Below are 22138 nucleotides of genomic sequence, written 5' to 3'. Positions count from 1 at the left end.
AGCACACGTGTCCGACCCCGACGACCTGCAGGCCTCCATCGACCGCACCCGCGCCGACCTGGCGGCGACCCTCAACGAGATCGAGGACAAGCTCAACGTGCCGAAGCAGCTCGGCATCGCGTCGTCGCGCGCGAAGGAGAGCTACGACCGCGACCCCGTGCCGTGGATCGCGGGCGCCGGCGTCGCCGTGCTCGCCGTCGTCGGCATCGTCGTGGCGGTCGTCCGCTCGCGCTGACCCTCTCGGCGGCCCGGCAGAGGTGCCGGAGCACCGCCCCTCCTCCCCAGGCTGACAGTCTGCTCAGGCTCGTCGTCCTGGTTCGACCGCGCCCGCGGGGCGAGAGACAATGGAGACCATGACCACCAGCGCCGACGCGCCCGTACCCGATCTGCCCTCGGCCGACTCGACCGCCGCCCTCCCCGCACCCCCGGCCCCCGCGGCCGCACCCGCCCCCACCGAGGGCGACGCCGGTGCCGAGCGGCTCGGCTACACGCTCTGGGCCGTGCTGCGCCGTGACCACGCGGGCACCTCGACCGGGTCGACCGCCGCCGTCGACGACGCTGGCTCCGACGCCTCCGTCGCCGAGCTGGAGCGGCTCGTCGACGAGCTCGCCGCCGAGGGCGTCGTGGTCCGCGGCTTCTACGACGTCAGCGCGCTCCGCGCCGACGCCGACCTCATGGTCTGGCTGCACGGCGAGGTCCCCGAGGCCATCCAGGCCGGCTACCGGCGCCTGCTGCGCACCGGGCTGCTGGCGGGCCTCCTGCCCACCTGGAACGCCATGGGCATGCACCGCGACGCCGAGTTCGCCAAGAACCACAGCCCCGCCTTCATGCGCGGCAAGGAGCCCGAGGCGTGGCTCACGGTGTACCCGTTCGTGCGCAGCTACGAGTGGTACCTGCTGCCCGAGCCCGAGCGCCGCCAGATGCTCGCCGACCACGGCAAGCAGGGGGCCGCCCACCGCGCCGTGCTCACCAACACCGTCGCCAGCTTCTCGCTCGGCGACTACGAGTGGATCCTCGCGCTCGAGGCGCCCGAGCTCGTGCAGCTCGTCGACCTCATGCGCGACCTCCGCTACACCGAGGCCCGTCGCCACGTGCGCGAAGAGGTCCCCTTCTACACCGGTCGTCGCATCAGCCCGGCCCAGATCGTCGAGGTGCTGTCGTGACCGACACCAGCAACATCACCAACGGGGCGTACGTCCTCGCAGCCACGCCCGCCGCCGCCTCCGGCCCCCAGCACGTGAGCGAGCCCACCGACTACGACGCGATCCTCCTGGCCGGCTTCGGCGGCCCCGAGGGCCAGGACGACGTCATCCCGTTCCTGCGCAACGTCACCCGCGGGCGCGGGATCCCCGACGAGCGCCTCGAAGAGGTCGCGCACCACTACCGGCACTTCGGCGGCGTCAGCCCCATCAACGAGCACAACCGCGAGCTCAAGGCGGCCCTCGAGGCCGAGCTCGCGCGGCGGGGCATCGACCTGCCCGTGATCTGGGGCAACCGCAACTGGGAGCCCTACATGCCCGACGCCGTGCGCGAGGCCCACGAGCGCGGCTTCACGAAGCTCATCGCGGTCGCCACGAGCGCGTACTCGTCGTACAGCTCCTGCCGCCAGTACCGCGAGGACTTCGCGATGGCCCTCGACGCCACGGGCCTCACCGGCACCGTGCAGATCGACAAGGTGCGCCAGTTCTTCGACCACCCCGGCTTCGTCACGCCCTTCATCGACGGCGTGCGCGACGGCCTCGAGAAGGCGCTCGCCGCGAACGAGGGCCTCGACCTCGCGACCGAGGTGCAGGTGCTCTTCTCCACGCACTCGATCCCCTCGACCGACGCCGCGAAGAGCGGCCCGGGCGAGCGCGGCTTCGACGACGAGGGCGCCTACGCCGCGCAGCACAAGGCCGTGGCCGACGTCGTCATGCACGCCGTCGAGACCGAGCTGGGCATCACCTCGCCCGACGGCGGCACGACCGTGCCGTGGCAGCTCGTCTACCAGTCGCGCAGCGGCCCCCCGACGCAGCCGTGGCTCGAGCCCGACATCAACGACGCCATCGAGGCCCTGGCAGGAGGCCCGACGCGCGCGGTCCTGATCGTGCCGCTGGGCTTCGTCAGCGACCACATGGAGGTCATGTGGGACCTCGACAACGAGGCGCTCGAGTCCTGCGAGCAGCAGGGCTTCTGGGCCGTGCGGACGCAGACGCCGGGCGTCGACCCCGCCTACGTCAGCGGCCTGGTCGACCTCGTCCTCGAGCGCCGCGACGGCACGCCCGTCGAGGAGCGCCCGCACCTCACCGACCTCGGCCCCTGGTACGACGTGTGCCGCCCGGGCTGCTGCGAGAACGTGCGCCTCGGCTTCAAGCCGGCCGTCTCCGGGCTGGTGCCGTAGGCGTGACGCTCCGCATCGGCACCCGCGGCAGCGCGCTCGCCGTCGCCCAGTCGACGACGATCGCCGAGCAGATGGCGGCCGCGACCGGCGAGCAGGTCGAGCTCGTGCGCGTGCACACCGAGGGCGACCGCTCGCAGGGCACGGGCGAGTCGCTCTCCAGCCTCGGCGGCACGGGCGTCTTCGCCAGCGCCCTGCGCGAGTCGCTGCTCGCGGGCGAGTGCGACGCGCTCGTGCACTCGCTCAAGGACCTCCCCACGGCCAAGCACCCCGGGCTCGTCATCGCGGCGACGCCCGCCAGGGCCGACGCCCGCGACGCGCTGTGCGCGCGCGACGGCCTCACGCTCGAGACCCTGCCGCAGGGTGCGCGCGTCGGCACGGGCTCGCCCCGGCGGATGGCCCAGCTCCGGGCCCGCCGCCCCGACCTCGAGGTGCTCGACATCCGGGGCAACGTCGACACGCGCCTCGGCCGCGTCGGCGTCGACCTCGATGCCGTCGTGCTCTCCGCGGCCGGCCTCGGTCGCCTCGGCCGCCTCGCTGCCGCCACCGAGCTGCTCGGCCTCGGCTGGTGGCCGAGCGCACCCGGGCAGGGCTCGCTCGCGGTCGAGGTCCGCGAGGGCGAGCGCTCCGCCGAGCTCGCGACGGCCCTCGCGGCCGTGCAGCACGACGACACGCGCCTCGTCGTCACCGCCGAGCGCATGGTGCTCGCGGGCCTCGAGGCGGGCTGTGCCGCGCCCATCGGCGCCACCGCCGTCATCGACGCCGGCCTCCTGCTGCTCAGCGCTACCGTCTACAGCCCCGCCGGCGACCGCCGCCTCAGCTCGTCGCACGCGGTGGGCCTCGACGACGACTCCGGCCTGCCCGCCCGCCTGGAGGACGTCGACGCCGTGTCCGACCGCGTGGTCACCGAGCTGCTCGAGCTCGGCGCGGCCGAGCTCGCGCCCCTCGGCGGTGGTCCCTCGGGCGGCGACGCCATGGCGAGCGCCTCGTGACCGGCGACCGGCCCCTCAAGGGCGTGCGGGTGCTCGTGCCCCGCGGTGGCACGTGGGGCGACGACGTCGCGGGCAGCCTCCGGCGCCACGGGGCCTCGCCCGTCGTGGCGCCCATGATCAACTTCGCCCCCGCCGAGACCCCCGAGCTGTTGCGCGCCGCCCTGGCGCGCCTCGAGCAGGGCGTGTACGAGTGGCTCGTCGTGACGAGCGCGACGACCGTCGACGTGCTCGTCGGCCACGGCATCCGGCCCCCCGCGAGCACGCGCATCGCCGCGGTGGGCGAGACGACCTCGTCGTCGCTGACGCTCGCCGGCTACCGCGTCGACTTCGTGCCCGAGGGCGACAACTCGGCGCGCGGGCTCGTCAAGGAGTGGCCCGCCGACTCGGTGACCGGGCGCGTGCTCGTGCCGCAGTCCGACATCGCCGAGCCGACCCTCGTCGCCGGCCTCTCGGCGCGGGGCATGGACGCCGAGTTCGTCGCCGCCTACCGCACGGTGGGCGTGCCCGTCGCCCCCGCGGTCGTCGACGACGTCCGCGCCGGTGCCATCGGCGTCGTGCTCGTCACCTCCGGCAGCGTCGCGCGCCAGATGGCCGCGCAGCTCGCCCCCCTCCCGCCGAGCACGATCGTCGCGTGCATCGGTCCCCGCACGGCCTACGACGCCCGCGCCGCCGGGCTCCCCGTGCACCTCATCGCCGAGACGCGATCCGCGGCGGCCCTCGTCGAGGCCGTCGTCGACCACGCGACGGCACAGCACCCCCCGATCGAGAGCGACTGATGTCCCAGTTCCCCCGCGTGCGCCCCCGAAGGCTGCGCGCCACCCCCGCCATGCGCCGCCTGACCGCCGAGACGCGCCTGCACCCCTCCGACCTCGTCCTGCCGATGTTCGTCCGCGAGGGCGCCACCGGCGACACCCCGATCAGCTCGATGCCGGGCGTCGTCCAGCACAGCCTGGCGACCCTCCCGCACGCCGTCGAGCGCGCGGCCGCGGCCGGCGTCGGCGGGGTCATGCTCTTCGGCGTCCCCCTCGAGAAGGACGCCGTCGGCAGCGGCGCGACCGACCCCGAGGGGATCCTCAACGTCGCCACGCGCGTGGCCGTCGACGCGGCCCAGGGCGCCCTCGTCGTGCAGACCGACCTCTGCCTCGACGAGTTCACCGACCACGGCCACTGCGGCGTGCTCGCCGCCGACGGCTCGGTCGACAACGACGCCACGCTCGCGCGCTACGACGAGATGGCCGTCGTGCAGGCCGAGGCAGGCTCGCAGCTCATCGGCATGAGCGGCATGATGGACGGCCAGATCGGCTCCGCCCGCGAGGCCCTCGACGAGGCCGGCCACGGCGGCACCGCCCTGCTCGCCTACGCGGCCAAGTACGCGTCCGCCTTCTACGGGCCGTTCCGCGAGGCCGTGCAGTCGACCCTGCAGGGCGACCGTCGCACCTACCAGATGGACGCCGCCAACGGTCGGGAGGGCCTCCGGGAGGTCGAGCTCGACGTGCAGGAGGGCGCCGACATCGTCATGGTCAAGCCGGCCATGAGCTACCTCGACGTGCTCGCCGAGACGGCGGCGTCGAGCCCCGTGCCGGTCTGGGCGTACCAGATCAGCGGCGAGTACGCGATGATCCAGGCCGCCGCCGCGAACGGCTGGATCGACCTCGACGCCGCCTCGTACGAGAGCGTCCTGTCGATCAAGCGCGCCGGAGCCGACGCGATCCTGACCTACTGGGCCACCGAGCTGGCCGAGCGACTGCGAGAGGGGCGCGTCTGATGGGCGAGCACGACAACGAGCGGTACTTCACCCGCGCCAAGCGGTCCATCCCCGGTGGCGTCAACTCGCCCGTGCGCGCCTACGGCAGCGTCGGCGGCACGCCGCGGTTCCTCGTCGGCGCGAAGGGCCCGCACGTCACCGACGCCGAGGGTCGCGAGTACGTCGACCTCGTGGCGTCGTGGGGGCCCGCGATCCTGGGCCACGCCCACCCCGAGGTCGTCGCAGCGGTCCAGCAGGCCGCAGCGCGCGGCCTCAGCTTCGGTGCCTCGACGCCGGCCGAGACCGAGCTCGCCGAGCTCGTCCGGGAACGCGTCGCCGTGGGCGACGTGCACCCGATCGAGAAGCTGCGCATGGTGTCGACGGGCACGGAGGCGACCATGACCGCCATCCGCCTCGCCCGTGGCTACACCGGTCGCGACCTGCTCGTGAAGTTCGCCGGGCACTACCACGGGCACTCCGACTCGCTCCTCGCCGAGGCGGGCTCGGGCGTGGCCACGCTGTCGATGCCCGGCTCGGCCGGCATCACCGCCGAGACCGCCGCGCAGACCCTCGTGCTGCCCTACAACGACCTCGAGGCCGTGCGCCGCGCCTTCGACGAGCACGGCGACCGCATCGCCGCCGTCATCGTCGAGGCCGCCGCCGCCAACATGGGCGTCGTCCCGCCGCAGCGCGGCTTCAACCGCAGCCTCGCCGACGTCACCCGCCGGCACGGTGCCCTGCTCATCGTCGACGAGGTGCTCACCGGGTTCCGCGTCGGCCGCGCGGGCTGGTGGGGCCTCGAGGCCGGCGCCGTCGTGCCCGACGGCCAGGGTTGGAGCCCCGACCTCGTCACCTTCGGCAAGGTCGTCGGCGGCGGCATGCCGCTCGCCGCGCTCGGCGGACGGGCCGACGTCATGGACCACCTGGCACCCCTCGGCCCCGTCTACCAGGCGGGCACGCTGAGCGGCAACCCGGTCGCCGTCGCCGCCGGCACGGCGACCCTGCGCCTGGCCACCCCCGAGGTCTACGCGACGCTCGACCGGGTCGCCGACGAGATCGCGACCGCCACCAGTGCCGCGCTCAGCGCCGAGGGCGTCGCCCACAGCCTGCAGCGAGCGGGCTCGCTCTTCTCGTTCGTCTTCTCCGAGGACGCCCCGAAGGACTACGACGACGTCCGCGCCGCCGACACCTGGCGCTACCCGCCGTTCTTCCACGCCATGCTCGACGCGGGCGTCTCGCTGCCGCCGTCGGTGTTCGAGGCCTGGTTCGTGACCGCGGCGCACGACGAGCGTGCCGTCTCGCGCGTGCTCGACGCGCTGCCCGCTGCCGCGAAGGCCGCCGCGGAGGCACAGCCCGCCTGACGGGCCGGGCCGGCCCGACCGGGTCGGTCACCCCGTGGCGTGCACTGCGCCCCGTCGCGCGGGGGTGCGGTGCACGTCCGGGGGTCCGGTAGCTCGGGCTGAGCGGGAGCGGCTCGCGGCCCGGGCGGCGCGCGCGGTCAGCGCAGGCGGGCGCTGCGGGCGCTCCAGCGGCCTCCTGCGCGGGAGACCGCGAGCGGGTGCCCGAACGCGCGCGACACGAGCTCGCCGGTGACGACCTCGTCGGCGGGCCCTCGGGCGAGCACGGCCCCGCCGCGCAGCAGCACGGCGTGGCTGGTCGACGCGGGGAGGTCCTCGAGGTGGTGCGTCACCGTCACGGAGGCGTGGTCGGGACGCGAGGCGCGGAGGTCGTCGACGACGTCGAGCAGCAGCTCGCGGGCGGCGACGTCGAGCCCGGTGGCGGGCTCGTCGAGGAGCAGGAGGTCCGGTGCGGCGACGAGGGCGCGCGCCAGGAGGGCCCTCCCGCGCTCGCCCTGCGAGAGCACGCTCCACCTGGCCCCGGCACGGGGCGCGAGCCCCACGGTGGCGACGAGCGCGTCGGCCCGGGCCGCCTCGTCGACGGTGGGCTCCCACCGGGCGGGCAGGTCGCTGCTGCCGGTGAACCCGGTGAGCACGACGTCGCGCAGCACGTGGTCGCCGAGCATGCGGTGCCGGGGGTCGACGTGGCCGATGCGTCGGCGGAGCTCGCGCAGGTCGACCCGCCCGAGGCGGTGCCCGAGCACGTCGACCGTGCCCGTCGTGGGGTGCCCGGCGGCGCCCAGGAGGGTCAGCAGCGTGGTCTTGCCGGCCCCGTTGGGGCCGAGCAGCGCCCAGTGCTCGCCGGGTCGCACGACGAGATCGACATCGGTCAGCAGGGCGCGGCCGCGTCGGACGACGCCGACGCCGCGCACGGCGAGGGCGGCAGGAGGCGCGGTCGGGGCCAGCGCTCCCGGCGGGCGTCCGTCGCCGGTCGCGACCACGGCCTCCTGACCCGTGCCCCGTGCGGGGACGGCGTGGGTCCCTCCGCCGTCGCGGGCGGGCCCCTCGGGGTCGCGGGCGGGGGCGGCCCCGTCCTCAGGGCCGGACGCGCCCCCGGCCGACGGGCCGTCGGGCAGCGGGCTCAGCCCTTGGCCCGGGCGAGGTAGGCGTCGACGTCGTCGAAGGCGGCGCGGTCGAACACGGAGAAGGCGGCGTCGGCGTCCCCGGCGGCGACGGCCTCGGCGAGGCGGTCGGTGAACACGTCGCCGTCGGGCCAGCCGGCCTTGCCGGACAGCAGGCGGAGCATGAGCGCGGCGCGCGCCCCGACGGTCTGCTCCATGCGGGTGAGCGCGGGGGACCCGGCGGCCGCGACGAGGAACGCGATGATGCGCTGGAACTCGAGGGGGTACGCGGTGGCGTCCTTCGCGAACGTGGCGCGGACCTCCTTGGCGAGCTTGGCGAACTCCTTGCGCTGGGCGGCGGTCATGACGCGCACGGCCCGGCGCGCGATGACGGCGCGGAGCTCGGTGGAGGACCGGAGGGTGTCCTCGATCTCGTCCTCGGTGGGCTGGATGATGCGCGTGTAGCGGTTGGCCTCGATCTCGACGAGGCCGTAGTCGGCGAGCTTGGCGATGGCCTCGCGGACGGGCGTGCGGCTCACGCCGAGCCAGGCGACGAGGTCGTCGTCGTTGAGGCGCTCGCCGAGCTCGAGGGTGCCGTCGGAGATGGCCGTGAGCATCTTGTCGAAGACGACGTCGCGGAGAAGTCGGCGTGGCTCGGGGGCGACGGTGGGGGTGGGGACGGGCACGGGGTTCCTCCTGGTGTCGGGGTCGATCGTGGTCGGCGGTCAGCCGTGGTCGGGACGGAGGCCGGCGGCGTGCACGGTCTCGCGGGCGCCGCGCAGGAGGCGGCACGGGGTGCCGCCGGACCGGTCGGGCCTGGTGACGGGCACGGGACCTCCTGCTCTCGGGTCGCGGGCGGCCCTGCGCCGCCCGGGGGGCCACGGATCGCCCCTCCGTGATCAGATCACGCATCCGGAACATTAGTGCAACACGTGCCGGGCGTCGAGGTCAGGAGGCGCGCGTCGCCGTGATCAGGCCCCCACGCGCACGACGGTGCGGCCCCGCACGCGGCCGGCGAGGATCTCGGGCCCGAGCGGGAGCACCCCGTCGAGCGGCACCTCGGCGGTCGTCGCGTCGAGCAGGTCGGGGTCGAGGTCGGTGGCGAGGCGGTCCCAGGCCCGCTGCCGGAGCGGCAGGGGCGCCTGCACCGAGTCGACGCCCGCGAGGGTCACGCCCCGGAGGATGAAGGGCAGCACGGTCGTGGGCAGGTCGCTGCCCTGGGCGAGCCCGCAGGCCGTGACGGTGCCGCCCCAGCGCGTCTGGGCGAGGACGGAGGCGAGGGTCGTGCTGCCGACCGAGTCGACGCCGCCGGCCCAGCGGGCCCGCTGGAGCGAGCCCTCGGCGCCGGAGAGCTCGGCGCGGTCGACGACCTCGCGCGCTCCGAGGTCGCGGAGCCGGCCGGCCTCGTCGGGCCGACCGGTGGAGGCGACGACCTCGTGGCCGAGGCGGGCCAGGAGGGCGACGGCCACCGAGCCGACGCCTCCTGCCGCGCCCGTGACGACCACGGGACCGTCGCCGGGTGCGACGTCGCGCTCGAGGCGCAGGACGCTGAGCATCGCCGTGAGGCCGGCGGTGCCGATCGCGGCGGCCCGGCGGGCGGTGAGGCCCGCGGGCAGGTGCACGAGCGAGGCGCCGTCGAGGTGGGCCCGCTCGGCGTAGCCGCCGGCCCGGGTCTCGCCGGCGCCGGCGCCCGTCAGCACGACCTCGTCGCCGGGTGCGAAGCGGTCGTCGCGGCTCGTCGTGACGGTGCCCACCACGTCGATGCCGGGCACGAGCGGGCTGGTGCGCGCGACGCCGGGCTCGCCGGCCATCGCCAGGGCGTCCTTGTAGTTGAGGCTCGACCAGGCGACGTCGACCTCGACGTCGCCCTGGCCGAGCACGGCCTCGTCGACCTCGCGCAGCTCGGTCGGACGGCCCTTCTCGACGACGATCGCGTGCACCATGCCCGGCACGTTACGCCTGACCGGCGGGCTGCTCCTGGTGGGGTGCGCTGCCGCCGCCGACGCCGGGCCCGGCGAGGCCCGAGCCGGTCGCACCGGCCTTGCCGCCGAGGTAACCGCCCAGGAGGGTCACGAGGTCGAGGCCCGTGCTGGCCTTGACGACGTCCTGCAGCTGCGTGATGTTGTTCGCGACGCCCTTCGTGAGGTCGTTCGCCCCGTCGGTCGAGACCACCGAGAGGTGCTCGATGTTGCCGAGCGGTGCCGCCATCTCGCGCGCGATGTCGGGCAGTGCGGTGATGACCTGCGAGGCGAGCGCCGCCTGGCCGTACTTGCCCTGGGCGACGGCGAGGGCGTCGACGGCCTCGGCCTCGGCGAGGCCCTTGGCGCTGATGGCGGCGGCCTCGGCGCGGCCGGCGGCCTCGACCGCGGCGGCCTCGTTCTCGGCGGCCTCGCGGGCGGCGCGGGCGGTCTCGGTGCGCCGGAAGACGTCGGCCTCGACGGTGGCCTTCTGCGTGTCGCGGTCGGCCTCGGCCTGCTGGATCGCCACGTACTTCTGGGCGGCGGCCGGCTGGCGCACCTCGATGTTGAGCCGCTCGTCGGCGACGCGGGCCTGCTCCTTGACGGCGATGCTCTCCTGTTCGGCGACGAGGCGGTCCTGCTCGGCGCGGGCGAGCTCGCCGGCCGCGAGGGCCTCGGCGTTGGCGCGGTCGGTCTCGGCCTTGATCTGCGCCTGGCGCAGGTCGAGCTGCAGCTGGCGCTCGGCGGTCTGCTGCGTGTTCTCGATGCGGGCGAGCGCGGCCGTGCGCTCGGCCTCGGCCTCGCGCACCTCGGCGTTCTGGCGGGCCTGGGCGGCCTCCGCGCGGCCGCGGTCGGCGAGGTAGGTGCTGCCGGGGGTCTCGATCTCGCGGATGTTCATCGTCTCGATCTGCAGGCCGAGCTCGGCGAGCTCGCCCTTCGTCTCGTTGACGGCGTCGGCGGCGAGGCGCGAGAAGTTCTTGACGAGGTCGTCGACGGGCTGACCGCCGACGAGGCCGCGGAGCGAGCCCTCGAGCGACTGCTGCACGATGACCGGCAGCTGGCCCTGCTGCAGCAGGTACCGCTGGGCGGCGCGGCGCACGCCGTCCTCCGTGCCGGTCACCTTGAAGTTGACCGTGGCCTTGATGGCCGTGCGGATGTAGTTGCTGTCGATCGCCTGGACCTCGACGGGCGTCTGGTACTGCTCGAGCGAGAGGCGGAAGCCCTCCTGGAAGACGGGCCAGATGAAGGTGCGGCCGCCGATGATGACCTTCTGGGGGCTCGAGATGCCGGCCTGCGTCTTCTCGGAGCCCCGCCCGACGACGATGAGCGCCTCGTTCGGCGGCACGCGGCGGATCCGGCTCGCGACGAACGCGAGCAGTGCCAGGGCGATGACGACGGCGACGAGCACGGCGACGATGGTGACGTTGGCGGTGACGAAGTCCACGCAGGGGCTCCTTCTCTCTCGGTGGGGCCCGGGCGGAGCCCGGGGTGGGGTCGGTCGGTGGTGGGGACTCAGCGGGGGCGCGGTCGGGCCGGGGCGGGGCCCGGGTCGCCGCTCGGACCGACGGCGTCGTCGGTGCCCGCGCCCGCGGCGTCACGCTCCACCTCGACGCGGAACTCCCGCTCGGCGACGACGCGCACGCGGGTGCCGCGCGGCAGCCGTTCGTCGCTCACGGCCAGGCGCCGCTCGAGCTCGCGCTCGCCCTCGAGCGCGACCTCGCCGCCCCTGGGCGTGGTGTCGCTCGTGACGACGCCGACGAGCCCCACGGGCGACCAGTGGCCACCGCTCTCGCGGCGCGTGAGCCGACGGACGAGCAGCTGCACGAGGAAGAGCACGAGGGCGGCGAGCAGCACGGCCACGAGCCAGGTCGCCCACGGCGGCAGGTCGGCCTGCGTGGTGACGATGCCGGCCAGCCCGAGCACGGAGAGCGCGGCGCCGAGCGCGACGCCGCTGACGAGGCCGTCGCCCAGCCCGACGAGGTCGAGCAGGTCGCCGACGACGATGCTCGCGACGAGCAGGAGGAGGCCGACGCAGCCGACGACGAGGAAGGGTGCCACGAGATCGATCCTGGCAGCAGGCAGGCCCGTCCACCTAGGGCGCACGGGGGAGCCGTGGACGGAGTCCCGTCCCGGTCGCCGGGGGAGGACGGGTCGACGAGGGCCCGCCGTCCCGACCCGCCGCCCTGCCGCCGGCCCGACCCGGCAGCCCCGCAGCCGGCCCGACCCGGCAGTCCCGGCTCAGCCGAAGAGGATCGCCGCCTCGTCGTACCGGCTCTGCGGCACGACCTTGAGCGAGTCGAGGGCCTCCTCGAACGACACGTGCACGATGTCGGTGCCGCGCAGGGCGACCATGCGGCCCCAGCGGCCCTCCTGCACGGAGTCGCTGGCGGCCAGGCCGAGGCGGGTGGCGAGCACCCGGTCGTACGACGTGGGGGTGCCGCCGCGCTGGATGTGGCCGAGGGTCGTGGCGCGCGTCTCGACGCCCGTGCGCTCCTCGATCATGGGCGCGAGGCGCTCGCCGATGCCGCCGAGGCGGGGCCTGCCGAAGGCGTCGAGGCCGCGCTCGGAGTGCGCGTCGCTCTCGTGGTCGAGCACGAAGCCCTCGGCCACGACGACGAGCGGGGCGCGGCCGCGGTCGTAGGCGGACCGCACCCAGGCCGCGATCTCGTCCATGCTCGTCGCCTGCTCGGGGATGAGGATCGCGTGCGCGCCGGCCGCCATGCCCGAGTGCAGGGCGATCCAGCCGACGTGGCGGCCCATGACCTCGGCGACCATGCAGCGGCTGTGCGACTCGCCCGTGGTGCGCAGGCGGTCCATCGCCTCGGTCGCGATCTGCACCGCGGTGTCGAAGCCGAAGGTGTAGTCGGTGGCGCCGAGGTCGTTGTCGACCGTCTTCGGCACGCCGACGATCTTGAGGCCCTCGTCGGTGAGCCGCTTGGCGGCCGCGAGGGTGCCCTCGCCGCCGATCGCGATCACGGCGTCGATGCCGTGCCGCTCGAGGTTGCGCTGGATCGACTCGACGCCGCCGTGGGGCCCCTCGAAGGGGTTCGTGCGGCTCGTGCCGAGGATCGTGCCGCCCTGCTTGGCGATGCCCTGGATCTCCTTCCGGCCGAGCGGCACCACGTCGGCGTCGACGACCCCGCGCCAGCCGTCGCGGAACCCGACGAACTCCTGCCCGTGGATCGTCGTGCCCTTGAGCACGGCCCCGCGGATGACCGCGTTGAGGCCGGGGCAGTCGCCGCCGCTGGTGAGGATTCCGATGCGCATGGGTCAGCTCCGTCGCTCTGGCCGGGCTGCCGGGTCGCCCGGGGGGTCGCTCCCATCATGGCGCACGCCCCGCGCGAGGGGGCAGGAGGCGCGTCCGGGTCGGGCGCGTCCCGGTCGCGAGGTGCGATGCTGGTCCGGTCCACCGGCACGGCAGGGAGCGAGCGCATGGCCACCGACGAGCACGAGGCGCGACCGGCGTCCCGCTGGGCGCGCTTCGCCCGGCCCGCTCCCGGCGAGGAGCGCCCCGCGGCCCCCGTGGAGCCGCCCCGGCCGCTGCGCGCGGCGCCCGACGCGGGGGTGCCGGGCGTGGGCCGTCCTGCCCTCGTGGGCGCTCCTCCTGCGCCCGAGGTCCGTGACGAGCAGGAGGCCCGGAACGACCGCGCCGGGACCTGGTCGGCCGCGAGCGACGGCGGCCACGTCGTCGGCCCCCACGTCGCCCCGGGCCCGGCGACGGCGTCGGCGGGCTCGCCGTTCGACCGCTGGGGCGACGACGACTGGCCGGAGCCCTCGCGAGCGGCGGACGAGGCCTCGGGCCGGTCGCTGGCGATCGCCTCGGTCGTCTTCGCGGTCTTCGCCGCCCCCGTGGGCCTCGTGCTGGGCCTCGTGGCGGCGGCGCGGGCCCGGCGGGCCGGAGCCTCGACGCGCCTCGCGGCGATCGGCATCGTGCTGGCCTGCGTCGTGATCGTGGTGAGCGTCGTCTGGGGCGTCGCGTGGCTCGACCACGTCGTGCGCCTCGCGGCGGCCTGCCGGCGCGTCGGCCCGGGCGACTACCTCACGGGCGACGGGTCGACCGTCACCTGCTCGTGAGCCGCGCCCGGGCGACCGGGCCGGTCAGAGCGTGACGGTGCCGTTCTCGCCGACGTCCTTCGGGTGCCCGCCGGACACGGCGGCCCTGGCGTACTTGAGCAGGGTGACGGCGCGGGGCTCGTCGCTGGTCCAGTACTCGGCGGTCTCGACGTCGACGTGCAGCAGGGCCACGGTCGGGTCCTCGCGGCCCTGGTCGAACCAGGCCTCGGCGCTCGCGGTCCACAGCTCGTCGATCGTCGCGGGGTCCTTGACGACCTCGGCCTTGCCCGAGAGCGACAGGTAGCCGCCCTTCGAGTCGACGGCGACGTTGACCTGCGGGTGCGCCCTGACGTCGTCGACCTTGGGCGACGGGTCCTGGGTGAAGAAGTACAGCGAGCCGTCGAAGTCGCGCTGCACGAGGGCGAGGGGGCGGCTCACGAGGTGGCTGCGGGCGCTCTGCGTGGTGAGGATCGCGATGCGGGCGCCGTCGAGCACCTCGGCGACGTGGGCGAGTTCGTTCGTGTCGGTCATGGGGCGCACGGTACGCCGGAGGCGCGGGGCCCGGCCCGGCCGTCCCGCCCGGGACCGCTCGCTCCGGGCCTGGAACACCAGTGCTCACATGCACTATGCTCACATGCATGTTCCACCGACCAGGAGGGGGTGCGTCGTGCCGGTGCCGACGACGGACGGAGCCGTGATCCGCAGGCGGCTGCAGAAGGACGAGGTCTACGAGCGCCTGCTGGCCGCCGTCCTGGACGGGACGTTGCCCGCGGGCTCCCGGTTGCGGGACCACGAGCTGGAGCAACGCCTCGGGGTGTCCCGGACCCCCGTGCGCATGGCCCTCACCAGGCTCGAGCGGCTCCGGGTCGTGTCGTCGTCGGGGTCCCGCGTGGTGCGGGTCGCCGAGCCCGATCCGTCGCTCGTGCCGCTGTTCACCGAGATGCTGGCGGCCCTGCTCGTCGTGGGCTGGCGGCGCACCCTGGCGCAGGGCGGTGGCTCCGCCGGCCTGCCGGCGGTGCGGCGGGTGCCGTCCGACGACGAGGCGCAGCGCACGATCGCGTGCTGGTCGGTGCTCGTCGACGGCCTCGTCACGCCCCAGGGCGGGCTGCTCGCGGCCACCACCGACCTCGCGTGGGTCCCGCTGCGGCACCAGTTGAGGCTCTGCGGGGCCCGAGGGCGAGCCGGAGCCGCCGAGCAGGCGGTGGAGCGCGTCGACGCTGCCCTCCGTCGGCACGACGAGGCGGAGGGGGAGAAGGTCCTCCTCGAGCTCGGCGGGCGGCCCGCCGACCCGCACGGCCCTGCCGATCCGACCCCCGCCCGGGAGCGCGACCGGTGACGGTCGCGACGTCACGCGTCGCAGGGGCAGGAGGAGCGACCGGGGCAGGAGGAGCGACCGGGGCCGGAGCGGGGAGGGAGCCCGACGAGCTGCGGGCGCGACCCCTCCTCAGCGACGCGGCCCGGAGCATCCTGCGCCGCGCGGTCCTCGACGGCACCCTCCGGCCGGGCGAGCAGCTCAGCGACGCCGACCTCATCGACTGGCTCGGGGTCTCGCGCACGCCGATCCGCAGCGCGCTCGACGACCTCCGCGACGCCGGGCTCGTCGAGCTGTCGGCCAACCGGTGGACGCGCGTGGCGCTCCCCTCGGCGACCGAGGTGGTCCGCGACGCCGAGGTGTGGTCCGGGCTGCTCGTCCCGCTCCTCCGTCGTGTGGTGCCGGTCGTCGACCACCGGTCGCCCGTCCTCGCGGCGCTGCTGCGGCGCGGTGCCGACCTCGTCTCGGTGCGTGCCGACGCGCCCCTCGAGATCACCGAGCTGGGCACGATCGCGGCCGTGCCGCTCGTGCTGGCCCGGCACGCCGGGAGCGCCCCCCTGGGCGCGGCCTTCGACGAGGTGTCGGCCCGTCTCGCGCTGGGTCTCACGGCACGGGGTTGCCGCGTGCCGGGCGAGGCCTGGACCGCCTATGCCGCCGCCCTCGCCGGGGCCCTCGGCGCGCGCGACGCGTCGGCGGCCTCGACGGCCGTGACGCGGCTGCTCGAGCGCGTGCTCGCCACCGCCACCTAGGGGAGGGGCGCGACGACGTCGCGCAGGGCGGAGCGCGAGAACGCGACCCCGAAGGCGTCGGCCGCGTCGGCCCAGCGCCGGCCCGCGAGGGCGTCCAGGGCCTCGCGGAGGGCGGGGGCGACCCGGCGGTCGTCGAGGTCGAGCCGCAGGTGCCGCGACGAGAAGCGGAGGCGGTGCACGAGGGGCTCGGCCGACCCGGCGACGAGGTGGTTGGTGCTGAGCGGCGCGAAGGCCTGGGCCTCGAGCACGACGTCCAGGCACGACCCGCGTCGTGCCCGCTCGACGACGCGGTCGGCGACCGCCGCCGCGTCGGTCGAGCCCGCGGGCAGGTCGCGCAGCGAGGTGGCGAGGAGGGCCCCCAGCAGCTCGAGCACGTCGACGAGGTCGTCGGGCGAGACCTCGGCCACGCGCGTGTACCTGTTGGCCCGGATCTCGACGAGGCCCTGGTCGGCGAGGCGTGCCACGGCCTCCTTCACGGGCGTCTTCGAGACCTGCAGCCAGCCGGCGAGCTCGTCGTCGGAGAGCCGCTCGCCGGGGACGAGGTCGCCGTCCAGGATCGCCCCGAGCAGGTGGTCGTAGGTGACGTCGCGCAGGAGGCGGCGGGCAGGTCGGGGGACCGGGTGGTCGGGGACGGGCATCTCGCCTCCAGGGCGTCGGTGGAATGTCGCATGTCTCCCCGCCGATGATGGCACGACGGTGCGTCGGTGGCGCGGGATACCATCCCCCGGTGACGACGAGCGCAGCGCACCGGACCGACGGCCCCGAGGGCCCGTCGGCGACGGAGCGCACGGCCCCCGCCGTCGAGACCTGGTACCGACCGACCGAGCCGGTGCACCTCCGCCAGACCCTCGGCTGCCTCGCCCGCGGTGCCGGCGACCCCGCGCAGCGGGTGGTCGCGGGGGCGGTGTGGCGCGCGGTGCGCACCCCCGAGGGCACGGCGTCCGTCCGCTACGAGGGGCACCGTGGCGGCGTCCACGTCGCGGCCTGGGGGGCGGGCGCCTCCTGGGCGGTGGCCACCGCGCCGTCGCTGCTCGGTCGCGACGACGACTGGTCCGGGCTCGACGTGTCGGCCGTGCCGTTCCTGGCCGAGGCGCGCCGCCGCCTGCGCGGCCTGCGCCTCACGCGGACCGAGCAGGTGCTGCAGGTGCTCGTGCCCGCCGTGCTCGAGCAGAAGGTGACGAGCACCGAGGCGTTCCGCGCCTGGAGGTACCTCGTGCGCCGGCACGGCGAGGTGGCCCCGGGGCCCGCGCCCGAGGGCATGGTCGTGCCGCCCGACGCGGCCGGCTGGCGTCGGGTGCCCAGCTGGGAGTGGCACCGGGCCGGCGTGGGCCCCCAGCGCTCGGCGACCGTGATGCGGGCCTGCGCCGTGGCCGACGGCCTCGAGCGCACCCTCGCCCTCGGGCAGGGCGGCGACGAGGTGGCGCGGCGGCTCCGTTCGGTCGCGGGGGTGGGGCCGTGGACGGCCGCCGAGACGAGCCAGCGCGCGCACGGCGACCCCGACTCGCCGAGCGTGGGCGACTACCACCTGGCCGCGCACGTCGGCTGGGCCCTGGTCGGGCGGCCCGTCGACGACGACGGCATGCTCGAGCTGCTCGAGCCGTGGCGGGGGCACCGCCACCGGGTGGTGCGGCTCATCACGGGCAGCGGCTTCGCCAAGCCGCGCTTCGGGCCCCGGATGACGATCCAGGACCACCGCGGCCACTGAGGCGGCAGCCCTGGCCGTCGGTCAGGAGGCCGCGACCCCGGCCCCGGTGCGAGCCCCGGCTCCGCTCCGGGCCCCGCTGCGCGCGGTCACGGGCGCGTCGGGCGAGGCGTCGCCGCCGATCGCGTCGAGCACGCGCTCCGAGAACGCGTGCAGCGCGGGACCGTCGTCGTCGAGCGCGTCGACGAAGTACCTCTTGATGGCGGCGGTGTGCCCGCGCATGGCGGTGAGCACGGCGCGGCGCCCCTCGGGGGTCAGCTCGACCCAGGTGCCGCGGGCGTCGCTCGCGCAGTCGGAGCGGCGGACGAGCCCGCGGCGCTCCATGCGCGTCACCTGGTGGCTGACCCTGCTCTTCTCCCAGCCGATGACGTCGGCGATGTCGCGGACCCGGAGGCGTCGGTCACCGCTGCGACCGAGCCCGACGAGGATCTCGAACTCGGGCGCGGAGATGCCGGAGGCGCCCTGCAGCGCGAGCTCGAGGGCCCGGTCGAGCCGTCGGCGCATCGAGTAGAAGGCGTCCCACGTCGCCCACTCGTCGTCCGTCAGCTCGTCGGCCATTCGCCCAGTCTAGGGACGGTGGCCCGGCCTATCCTCGGGTCCATGTCCGACGTGCGAGCCGATCCCGCCAGCGACGCCGTCGAGACCGTGCGGGGCTGGTTCGCCGCGGCGGCGGCGGCGGGGGGCGAGGCGCCGGCCGACCGGCTCGCCGCGCTGCTGCGCGACCCCGACGGGCTGGCCTTCACGCTCGGCCTCGTCGACCGGGTGCTCCGCGCCGACGACGCCCGCGTCGCGGGGCGCGAGCTGGAGGCCCTGAGCCGCCGCACGCCCGGGCCGCTGCCCTGGTGGGTCAAGGGCGCGGCCGTCCTCAGCGGCGGGTTCGCGCCCCTCCTGCCCCGCGCGGTCGGTCCCACGGCCCACGCGGCGGTGCGGCGCATCGCCGGGCACCTGGTGCTCGAGTCGACCCCCGACAAGCTCGGCGCCTCCCTCGCGCAGCTCGCGGCGGGCGGGGCCGTCCTCGACCTGCACCTGCTCGGCGAGCAGGTCCTGGGCGCGGCCGAGGCCGACCAGCGCCTCCGCGCCGTGCACGACCTGCTCAGCCGCGACGACGTCGAGAGGCTCACCGTCGCGGTGTCCGACGTCGTGCCGCCGGCCTCGGCCTGGGCCTTCGACGCGACGAGCGACCTGCTCGTGGAGCGCCTGCGGCCCCTCTTCGCCTCGGCCGCCGAGCGCGGCCGCGTGGTGCACCTCGACGCCGTGCGCTACCGCGACCTCGACCTCGCGATCGACGTGGTGACGCGGTTGCTCGACCTGCCCGAGCTCGCCGGGCTCGAGGCGGGCGTCACCCTGCAGGCGGCGCTGCCCGACTCCGTCTCGTCGTTGCGGCTGCTCGCCGACTGGGCGCGGCAGCGCGTCGCCCGGGGCGGGGCGCCGGTCAGGGTGCGCCTCGAGCAGGGCCGCCCGGTGCCCGACGACCGGGCCGAGGCGCTGCTGCACGACTGGCCCTCCGCGGCCCACGACGACCGTGCCGAGTCCGACGCCGCCCTCCTGCGGCTCGTCGACGAGGCCCTGCGACCCGAGCACGAGGGCTCCCTGCGCGTGGGCCTGGCGACGGCCGACCTCTTCGCCGTCGCCGCGGCGCTGGGCACGGCGCGCGAGCGCGGGCTCGCCGACCAGCTCGACGTCGAGCTCCCGCTCGGCACCGCGCCCGCCCTGGTCGAGGCGGTCCGGGCCGACGCGGGGCGGGTCGTGCTGCGGGTGCCCGTCGTGCGGGCGAGCGAGTTCCCGGTGGCGGCCGACCACCTGGCCCGTCGCGTGCTCGACGCGGCCGCGGGCGACGACCTCGCGACCGGCGGCACGCGCGCGGCGCTCGACGGCGACGCCTTCGAGCGCGCAGCGCAGCGGCACCTCTCGGCTGCCGGCCGGGCGGCCCGCGCCGCGGGCGGGGCCCCGCCGTCGCCGCACCGTCGCCAGGACCGCTCGCGACCCGGCGAGGCCCTCGAGCTGGCCGCCGAGCACGACGCCTCGCCCGTGTTCGTGCACACCGCCGACACCGACCCCGCCCTCGACCGCAACCGCGCCTGGGTGCGCCGCGTGCTCGACGCCGCCCGCGACTCCCGCACCGGCGCCGAGGGCGCGCTGCAGGCCGTGGTCGACGACGGCGCCGCGCTCGACGAGGCCGTCACCGACGCCGCCCGCGCCGCCGTGGCCTGGGGCCGCGAGGGGCCCGCGACCCGCGCCGAGCTGCTCGACATGGTGGCCGAGGGGCTCGCCTCGCGCCGCGGCGAGCTCGTCGAGGTCGCCGTCTCCGAGACCGGCGCCACGCTCGCCGAGGCCGACCGCGACGTCAGCGACGCCGTCGACGTCGCCCGCTGGCAGGCCGTGCTCACGCGGCGGCTCGCGGCCGTCCAGGGCTCCGTGCGCCCCGTGCCGCCCCGGGCGACGGTCGTGCTCACGCCGGGCGGGCTCCCGCTGTCGACGCCCGTGGGCGACGTGCTCGCGGCGCTCGCCGCGGGCGGGGCCGTCGTGCTCGTGCCGTCGCCGACGGCCGTGCGGTGCGCGGCCGTCGTGGCCGACGTGCTGCGCCGGGCCGGCGTGCCCCGGTCGCTCCTCGTGCTCGCGACCGAGGTGCCCGACGTGCCGGGCGCGGCCGCGGACCTCCGGCGCCGTCTCGTCGAGCACCCGGCGGTCGACGCGGTCGTGCTCACCGGCTCCCTCGCCGACGCGCGCGAGCTGCGCCGCTGGCGGCACGACCTGCCCCTGCGGGCCCGGGCGACGACGCCCGGCTCGATCGTCGTGACCCCCGGCGCCGACGTCGACGCGGCCGTGGCCGACGTCGTCGCCAGCGCCTTCGCGGGCGCCGGCGGACACCCCTCGGCGATCGCGCACGTGCTGCTCGTGGGCTCGGCGGCCACGAGCGAGCGCTTCCGTCGCCAGCTCGTCGACGCGGTCGGCAGCCTGCGCGCCGGGCCCGCGCACGAGGTGACGACGCAGGTCGGCCCCCTGCGCGAGCCCGCCGCCGGGCCCCTGCTCGACGAGCTCACGACCCTCGCGCCGGGCGAGTCCTGGCTGGTCGAGCCGCGCCGGCTCGACGCCGAGGGCCGGCTCTGGCAGCCCGGTCTCAAGACCGGGGTCGACCCCGCGAGGGTCGGCGACGCCCCCGCGGGCCCCGTGCTGGGGCTGGTCGCGGTCGCGACGCTCGACGAGGCGATCGCCCTGCAGTCCGGGGCCGAGTCCCGGGCGGTCGCGGGGCTGCACTCGCTCGACCCGGCCGAGGTCGAGGCGTGGCTGTGGTCCGTCGACGCCGGCCAGCTCTCGGTGCGCCGCCCCACGACGGGCACGATGACCCGCCGTCGCCCGGCCGCGCTGCGGGGTCGCGCCGGCATCGGGCCCGTGGTCGCGGCAGGAGGCCCGAGCACCGTGGTCGCGCAGGGCACCTGGGCAGCCCTCCCTCACGAGCCCCGCCCGTCGCTGCGGCTCACGGGCGTGCCCGACCTGGTCGTCACCGTCATCGACGCCTCGCGGTCGTCGCTCACGTTCGAGCAGTTCGACCACGTGCGGGCCGGTGCGCTCAGCGACCAGCGCGCCTGGGAGGACCAGTTCGGCGCCGCCCTCGACGTGTCCGACCTCGGCCTCGAGCGGAACGTGCTGCGGCACCGTCCGCAGCGGGTCGTGCTGCGCCTCGCCGAGGGTGCCGACCTGGCCGACCTCGTGCGCCTCGTGGCCGCGGGCGCCCGGGCCGGCGCCCGCCTGGTCGTCAGCTCGGCGGTGCCCGTGCCGTCGGCCCTCGTGCTCGCCGTGCGGTCCCCGAACCCGCCCGTGCGGGTGGAGGAGGTCGTCGTCGAGAACGACGAGTCGTTCCTGGCCCGGCTCGCCGCCGGGCAGCTGCAGCCGACGGAGCCCGTCGAGGAGGACGCCGTCGACCAGCTCCGCCGCGCCACGGGCGTCGTCGACCTGTCGGCGCCGCCGGACGACGCCGAGGGTCGTGCCGACGCGGCGCTGCCGGTGGCGTCGGCGGCCGGGGTCGCGGCCTACCGCGACCTGCGGGTGCGCCTCGTCGGCGGCGACCCCCGCTCCCTCGCGCGCGCCGTCCACGGCAGCGTCGACGTGACCGTCTGGTCGGGCGACGTCACGGAGGAGGGGCAGGTCGAGCTGCTGCCGTTCCTGGCCGAGCAGTCCGTGTCGGTGACCGCCCACCGGCACGGGGTCGTCGACCCGGCCGTGGCGCGCCTGCGGCTCTGACGGGGCTCGGCGCTCGGCGCTCGTCGCCCGTCGCTCGTGCCCGAGGGGCGGCCCGGCACCGGGCGCCGACGGTCAGCCCCGGGGGCGGTCGACGAGCTTCGACAGCACGATGGCGCTGCGGGTGTGGTCGACGTTGGGGGCGTTGCGCACCTTCTCGAGCGCGCGCTCGAGCGAGGCGATGTCGCGGCTGCGCATGCGCACGACGGCGTCGGCGCTGCCGGTGACGGTGCCCGCGTCGACGACCTCGGGCACGGTGCTGAGCAGGCGCTGCAGCTCCTCGGGCGCGACGGTGCCGCGGCAGAACAGCTCGACGTAGGCCTCGGTGCCCCTGCCCTCGACGGAGGGGTCGACCTGCACCGTGAAGCCGGTGATGACGCCGTCGGCGACGAGGCGGTCGATGCGCCGCTTGACGGCGGAGGGGCTCAGCCCCACGGTGCTGCCGAGCGCGCCGTACGAGGCGCGGGCGTTCTGCCGCAGGAGGTCGATGATGCGCAGGTCGAGATCGTCCACACCATGATCGTACGCACGATCCTTGCGTCGATCGGCAGGAGGCG

Annotated in this window: 22 protein-coding genes; 12 read left to right on the top strand and 10 right to left on the bottom strand. The window is 76.2% G+C overall.

Features of this window, described 5'->3' with window-relative positions; genetic code table 11:
• Positions 1-7: 7 nt before the first annotated feature.
• The 7 genes from ACYVHQ_RS06165 (at position 8) to hemL (ending at position 6474) form a co-directional block, all read left to right on the top strand.
• Positions 8-235, top strand: coding sequence for a DUF3618 domain-containing protein (locus tag ACYVHQ_RS06165; protein ID WP_460511310.1), 228 nt, complete (start codon positions 8-10; stop codon positions 233-235).
• A 118-nt stretch (positions 236-353) separates the two neighbouring features.
• Positions 354-1163, top strand: coding sequence for a hydrogen peroxide-dependent heme synthase (gene hemQ, locus ACYVHQ_RS06160; RefSeq protein ID WP_460511309.1), 810 nt, complete (start codon positions 354-356; stop codon positions 1161-1163).
• Positions 1160-2380, top strand: a complete 1221-nt coding sequence (locus tag ACYVHQ_RS06155) for a ferrochelatase (RefSeq protein ID WP_460511308.1) — start codon at positions 1160-1162, stop codon at positions 2378-2380. Before hemQ ends, ACYVHQ_RS06155 begins: the two co-directional genes overlap by 4 nt.
• Before the next feature lie 2 nt (positions 2381-2382).
• On the top strand, positions 2383-3369 hold the full coding sequence (gene hemC / locus ACYVHQ_RS06150) for a hydroxymethylbilane synthase (protein ID WP_460511307.1): 987 nt from the start codon (positions 2383-2385) through the stop codon (positions 3367-3369).
• Positions 3366-4145: a uroporphyrinogen-III synthase gene (locus tag ACYVHQ_RS06145; RefSeq protein ID WP_460511306.1), complete on the top strand. Its 780-nt coding sequence runs from the start codon at positions 3366-3368 to the stop codon at positions 4143-4145. Before hemC ends, ACYVHQ_RS06145 begins: the two co-directional genes overlap by 4 nt.
• Positions 4145-5134 (top strand): porphobilinogen synthase, encoded by a 990-nt coding sequence (hemB, locus tag ACYVHQ_RS06140; protein WP_460511305.1) that lies wholly within the window; start codon positions 4145-4147, stop codon positions 5132-5134. The genes ACYVHQ_RS06145 and hemB overlap by 1 nt, the downstream gene beginning before the upstream one ends.
• A complete protein-coding gene (gene hemL / locus ACYVHQ_RS06135) occupies positions 5134-6474 on the top strand; it encodes a glutamate-1-semialdehyde 2,1-aminomutase (protein WP_460511304.1) in 1341 nt (446 codons plus the stop codon). The genes hemB and hemL overlap by 1 nt, the downstream gene beginning before the upstream one ends.
• A gap of 137 nt (positions 6475-6611) precedes the next feature.
• Here the strand turns inward: hemL and ACYVHQ_RS06130 are convergent, their stop codons facing one another.
• From ACYVHQ_RS06130 to ACYVHQ_RS06105, 6 genes are all read right to left on the bottom strand, one after another.
• Positions 6612-7451 (bottom strand): ABC transporter ATP-binding protein, encoded by an 840-nt coding sequence (locus tag ACYVHQ_RS06130; RefSeq protein WP_460511303.1) that lies wholly within the window; start codon positions 7449-7451, stop codon positions 6612-6614.
• 140 nt (positions 7452-7591) lie between these two features.
• Entirely contained in the window at positions 7592-8257 is a 666-nt protein-coding gene (locus ACYVHQ_RS06125) for a GntR family transcriptional regulator (RefSeq protein ID WP_460511302.1), read from the bottom strand.
• A 285-nt stretch (positions 8258-8542) separates the two neighbouring features.
• Positions 8543-9514, bottom strand: a complete 972-nt coding sequence (locus ACYVHQ_RS06120; RefSeq protein WP_460511301.1) for an MDR family oxidoreductase — start codon at positions 9512-9514, stop codon at positions 8543-8545.
• Positions 9515-9524: 10 nt separating this feature from the next.
• A complete protein-coding gene (locus tag ACYVHQ_RS06115) occupies positions 9525-10973 on the bottom strand; it encodes a flotillin family protein (protein ID WP_460511300.1) in 1449 nt (482 codons plus the stop codon).
• A 68-nt stretch (positions 10974-11041) separates the two neighbouring features.
• Entirely contained in the window at positions 11042-11587 is a 546-nt protein-coding gene (locus tag ACYVHQ_RS06110) for an NfeD family protein (RefSeq protein WP_460511299.1), read from the bottom strand.
• A gap of 180 nt (positions 11588-11767) precedes the next feature.
• The gene (locus ACYVHQ_RS06105) at positions 11768-12796 is read right to left on the bottom strand and encodes a 6-phosphofructokinase (protein WP_460511298.1); all 1029 of its coding nucleotides are present in this window, start codon (positions 12794-12796) and stop codon (positions 11768-11770) included.
• A 165-nt stretch (positions 12797-12961) separates the two neighbouring features.
• Between ACYVHQ_RS06105 and ACYVHQ_RS06100 the strand changes: the two genes are divergently transcribed.
• Positions 12962-13603, top strand: a complete 642-nt coding sequence (locus ACYVHQ_RS06100; protein WP_460511297.1) for a hypothetical protein — start codon at positions 12962-12964, stop codon at positions 13601-13603.
• Between the two features lie 24 nt (positions 13604-13627).
• Here ACYVHQ_RS06100 and ACYVHQ_RS06095 read toward each other — a convergent pair whose 3' ends face one another.
• Positions 13628-14113, bottom strand: coding sequence for a pyridoxamine 5'-phosphate oxidase family protein (locus ACYVHQ_RS06095; protein ID WP_460511296.1), 486 nt, complete (start codon positions 14111-14113; stop codon positions 13628-13630).
• A gap of 163 nt (positions 14114-14276) precedes the next feature.
• Between ACYVHQ_RS06095 and ACYVHQ_RS06090 the strand changes: the two genes are divergently transcribed.
• Entirely contained in the window at positions 14277-14918 is a 642-nt protein-coding gene (locus ACYVHQ_RS06090) for a GntR family transcriptional regulator (protein WP_460511295.1), read from the top strand.
• Positions 14915-15643, top strand: a complete 729-nt coding sequence (locus tag ACYVHQ_RS06085) for a GntR family transcriptional regulator (protein WP_460511294.1) — start codon at positions 14915-14917, stop codon at positions 15641-15643. The genes ACYVHQ_RS06090 and ACYVHQ_RS06085 overlap by 4 nt, the downstream gene beginning before the upstream one ends.
• Here ACYVHQ_RS06085 and ACYVHQ_RS06080 read toward each other — a convergent pair.
• Positions 15640-16281 (bottom strand): GntR family transcriptional regulator, encoded by a 642-nt coding sequence (locus ACYVHQ_RS06080; protein ID WP_460511292.1) that lies wholly within the window; start codon positions 16279-16281, stop codon positions 15640-15642. The genes ACYVHQ_RS06085 and ACYVHQ_RS06080 overlap by 4 nt on opposite strands.
• 89 nt (positions 16282-16370) lie before the next feature.
• Between ACYVHQ_RS06080 and ACYVHQ_RS06075 the strand changes: the two genes are divergently transcribed.
• The gene (locus tag ACYVHQ_RS06075; RefSeq protein ID WP_460511291.1) at positions 16371-17348 is read left to right on the top strand and encodes a DNA-3-methyladenine glycosylase family protein; all 978 of its coding nucleotides are present in this window, start codon (positions 16371-16373) and stop codon (positions 17346-17348) included.
• A gap of 21 nt (positions 17349-17369) precedes the next feature.
• Here ACYVHQ_RS06075 and ACYVHQ_RS06070 read toward each other — a convergent pair whose 3' ends face one another.
• Positions 17370-17903: a MarR family winged helix-turn-helix transcriptional regulator gene (locus ACYVHQ_RS06070; RefSeq protein WP_460511290.1), complete on the bottom strand. Its 534-nt coding sequence runs from the start codon at positions 17901-17903 to the stop codon at positions 17370-17372.
• A gap of 42 nt (positions 17904-17945) precedes the next feature.
• On the opposite strand from ACYVHQ_RS06070, the gene ACYVHQ_RS06065 reads away from it, so the two are divergent.
• On the top strand, positions 17946-21584 hold the full coding sequence (locus tag ACYVHQ_RS06065) for a proline dehydrogenase family protein (protein ID WP_460511289.1): 3639 nt from the start codon (positions 17946-17948) through the stop codon (positions 21582-21584).
• A 72-nt stretch (positions 21585-21656) separates the two neighbouring features.
• On the opposite strand, the gene ACYVHQ_RS06060 is transcribed toward ACYVHQ_RS06065, so the two are convergent.
• Positions 21657-22094: an Lrp/AsnC family transcriptional regulator gene (locus tag ACYVHQ_RS06060; protein ID WP_460511288.1), complete on the bottom strand. Its 438-nt coding sequence runs from the start codon at positions 22092-22094 to the stop codon at positions 21657-21659.
• Positions 22095-22138 lie beyond the last annotated feature (44 nt).

Source organism: Frigoribacterium salinisoli, from assembly GCF_054781095.1.
This window is presented reverse-complemented; position numbering and strand designations above follow the sequence as displayed.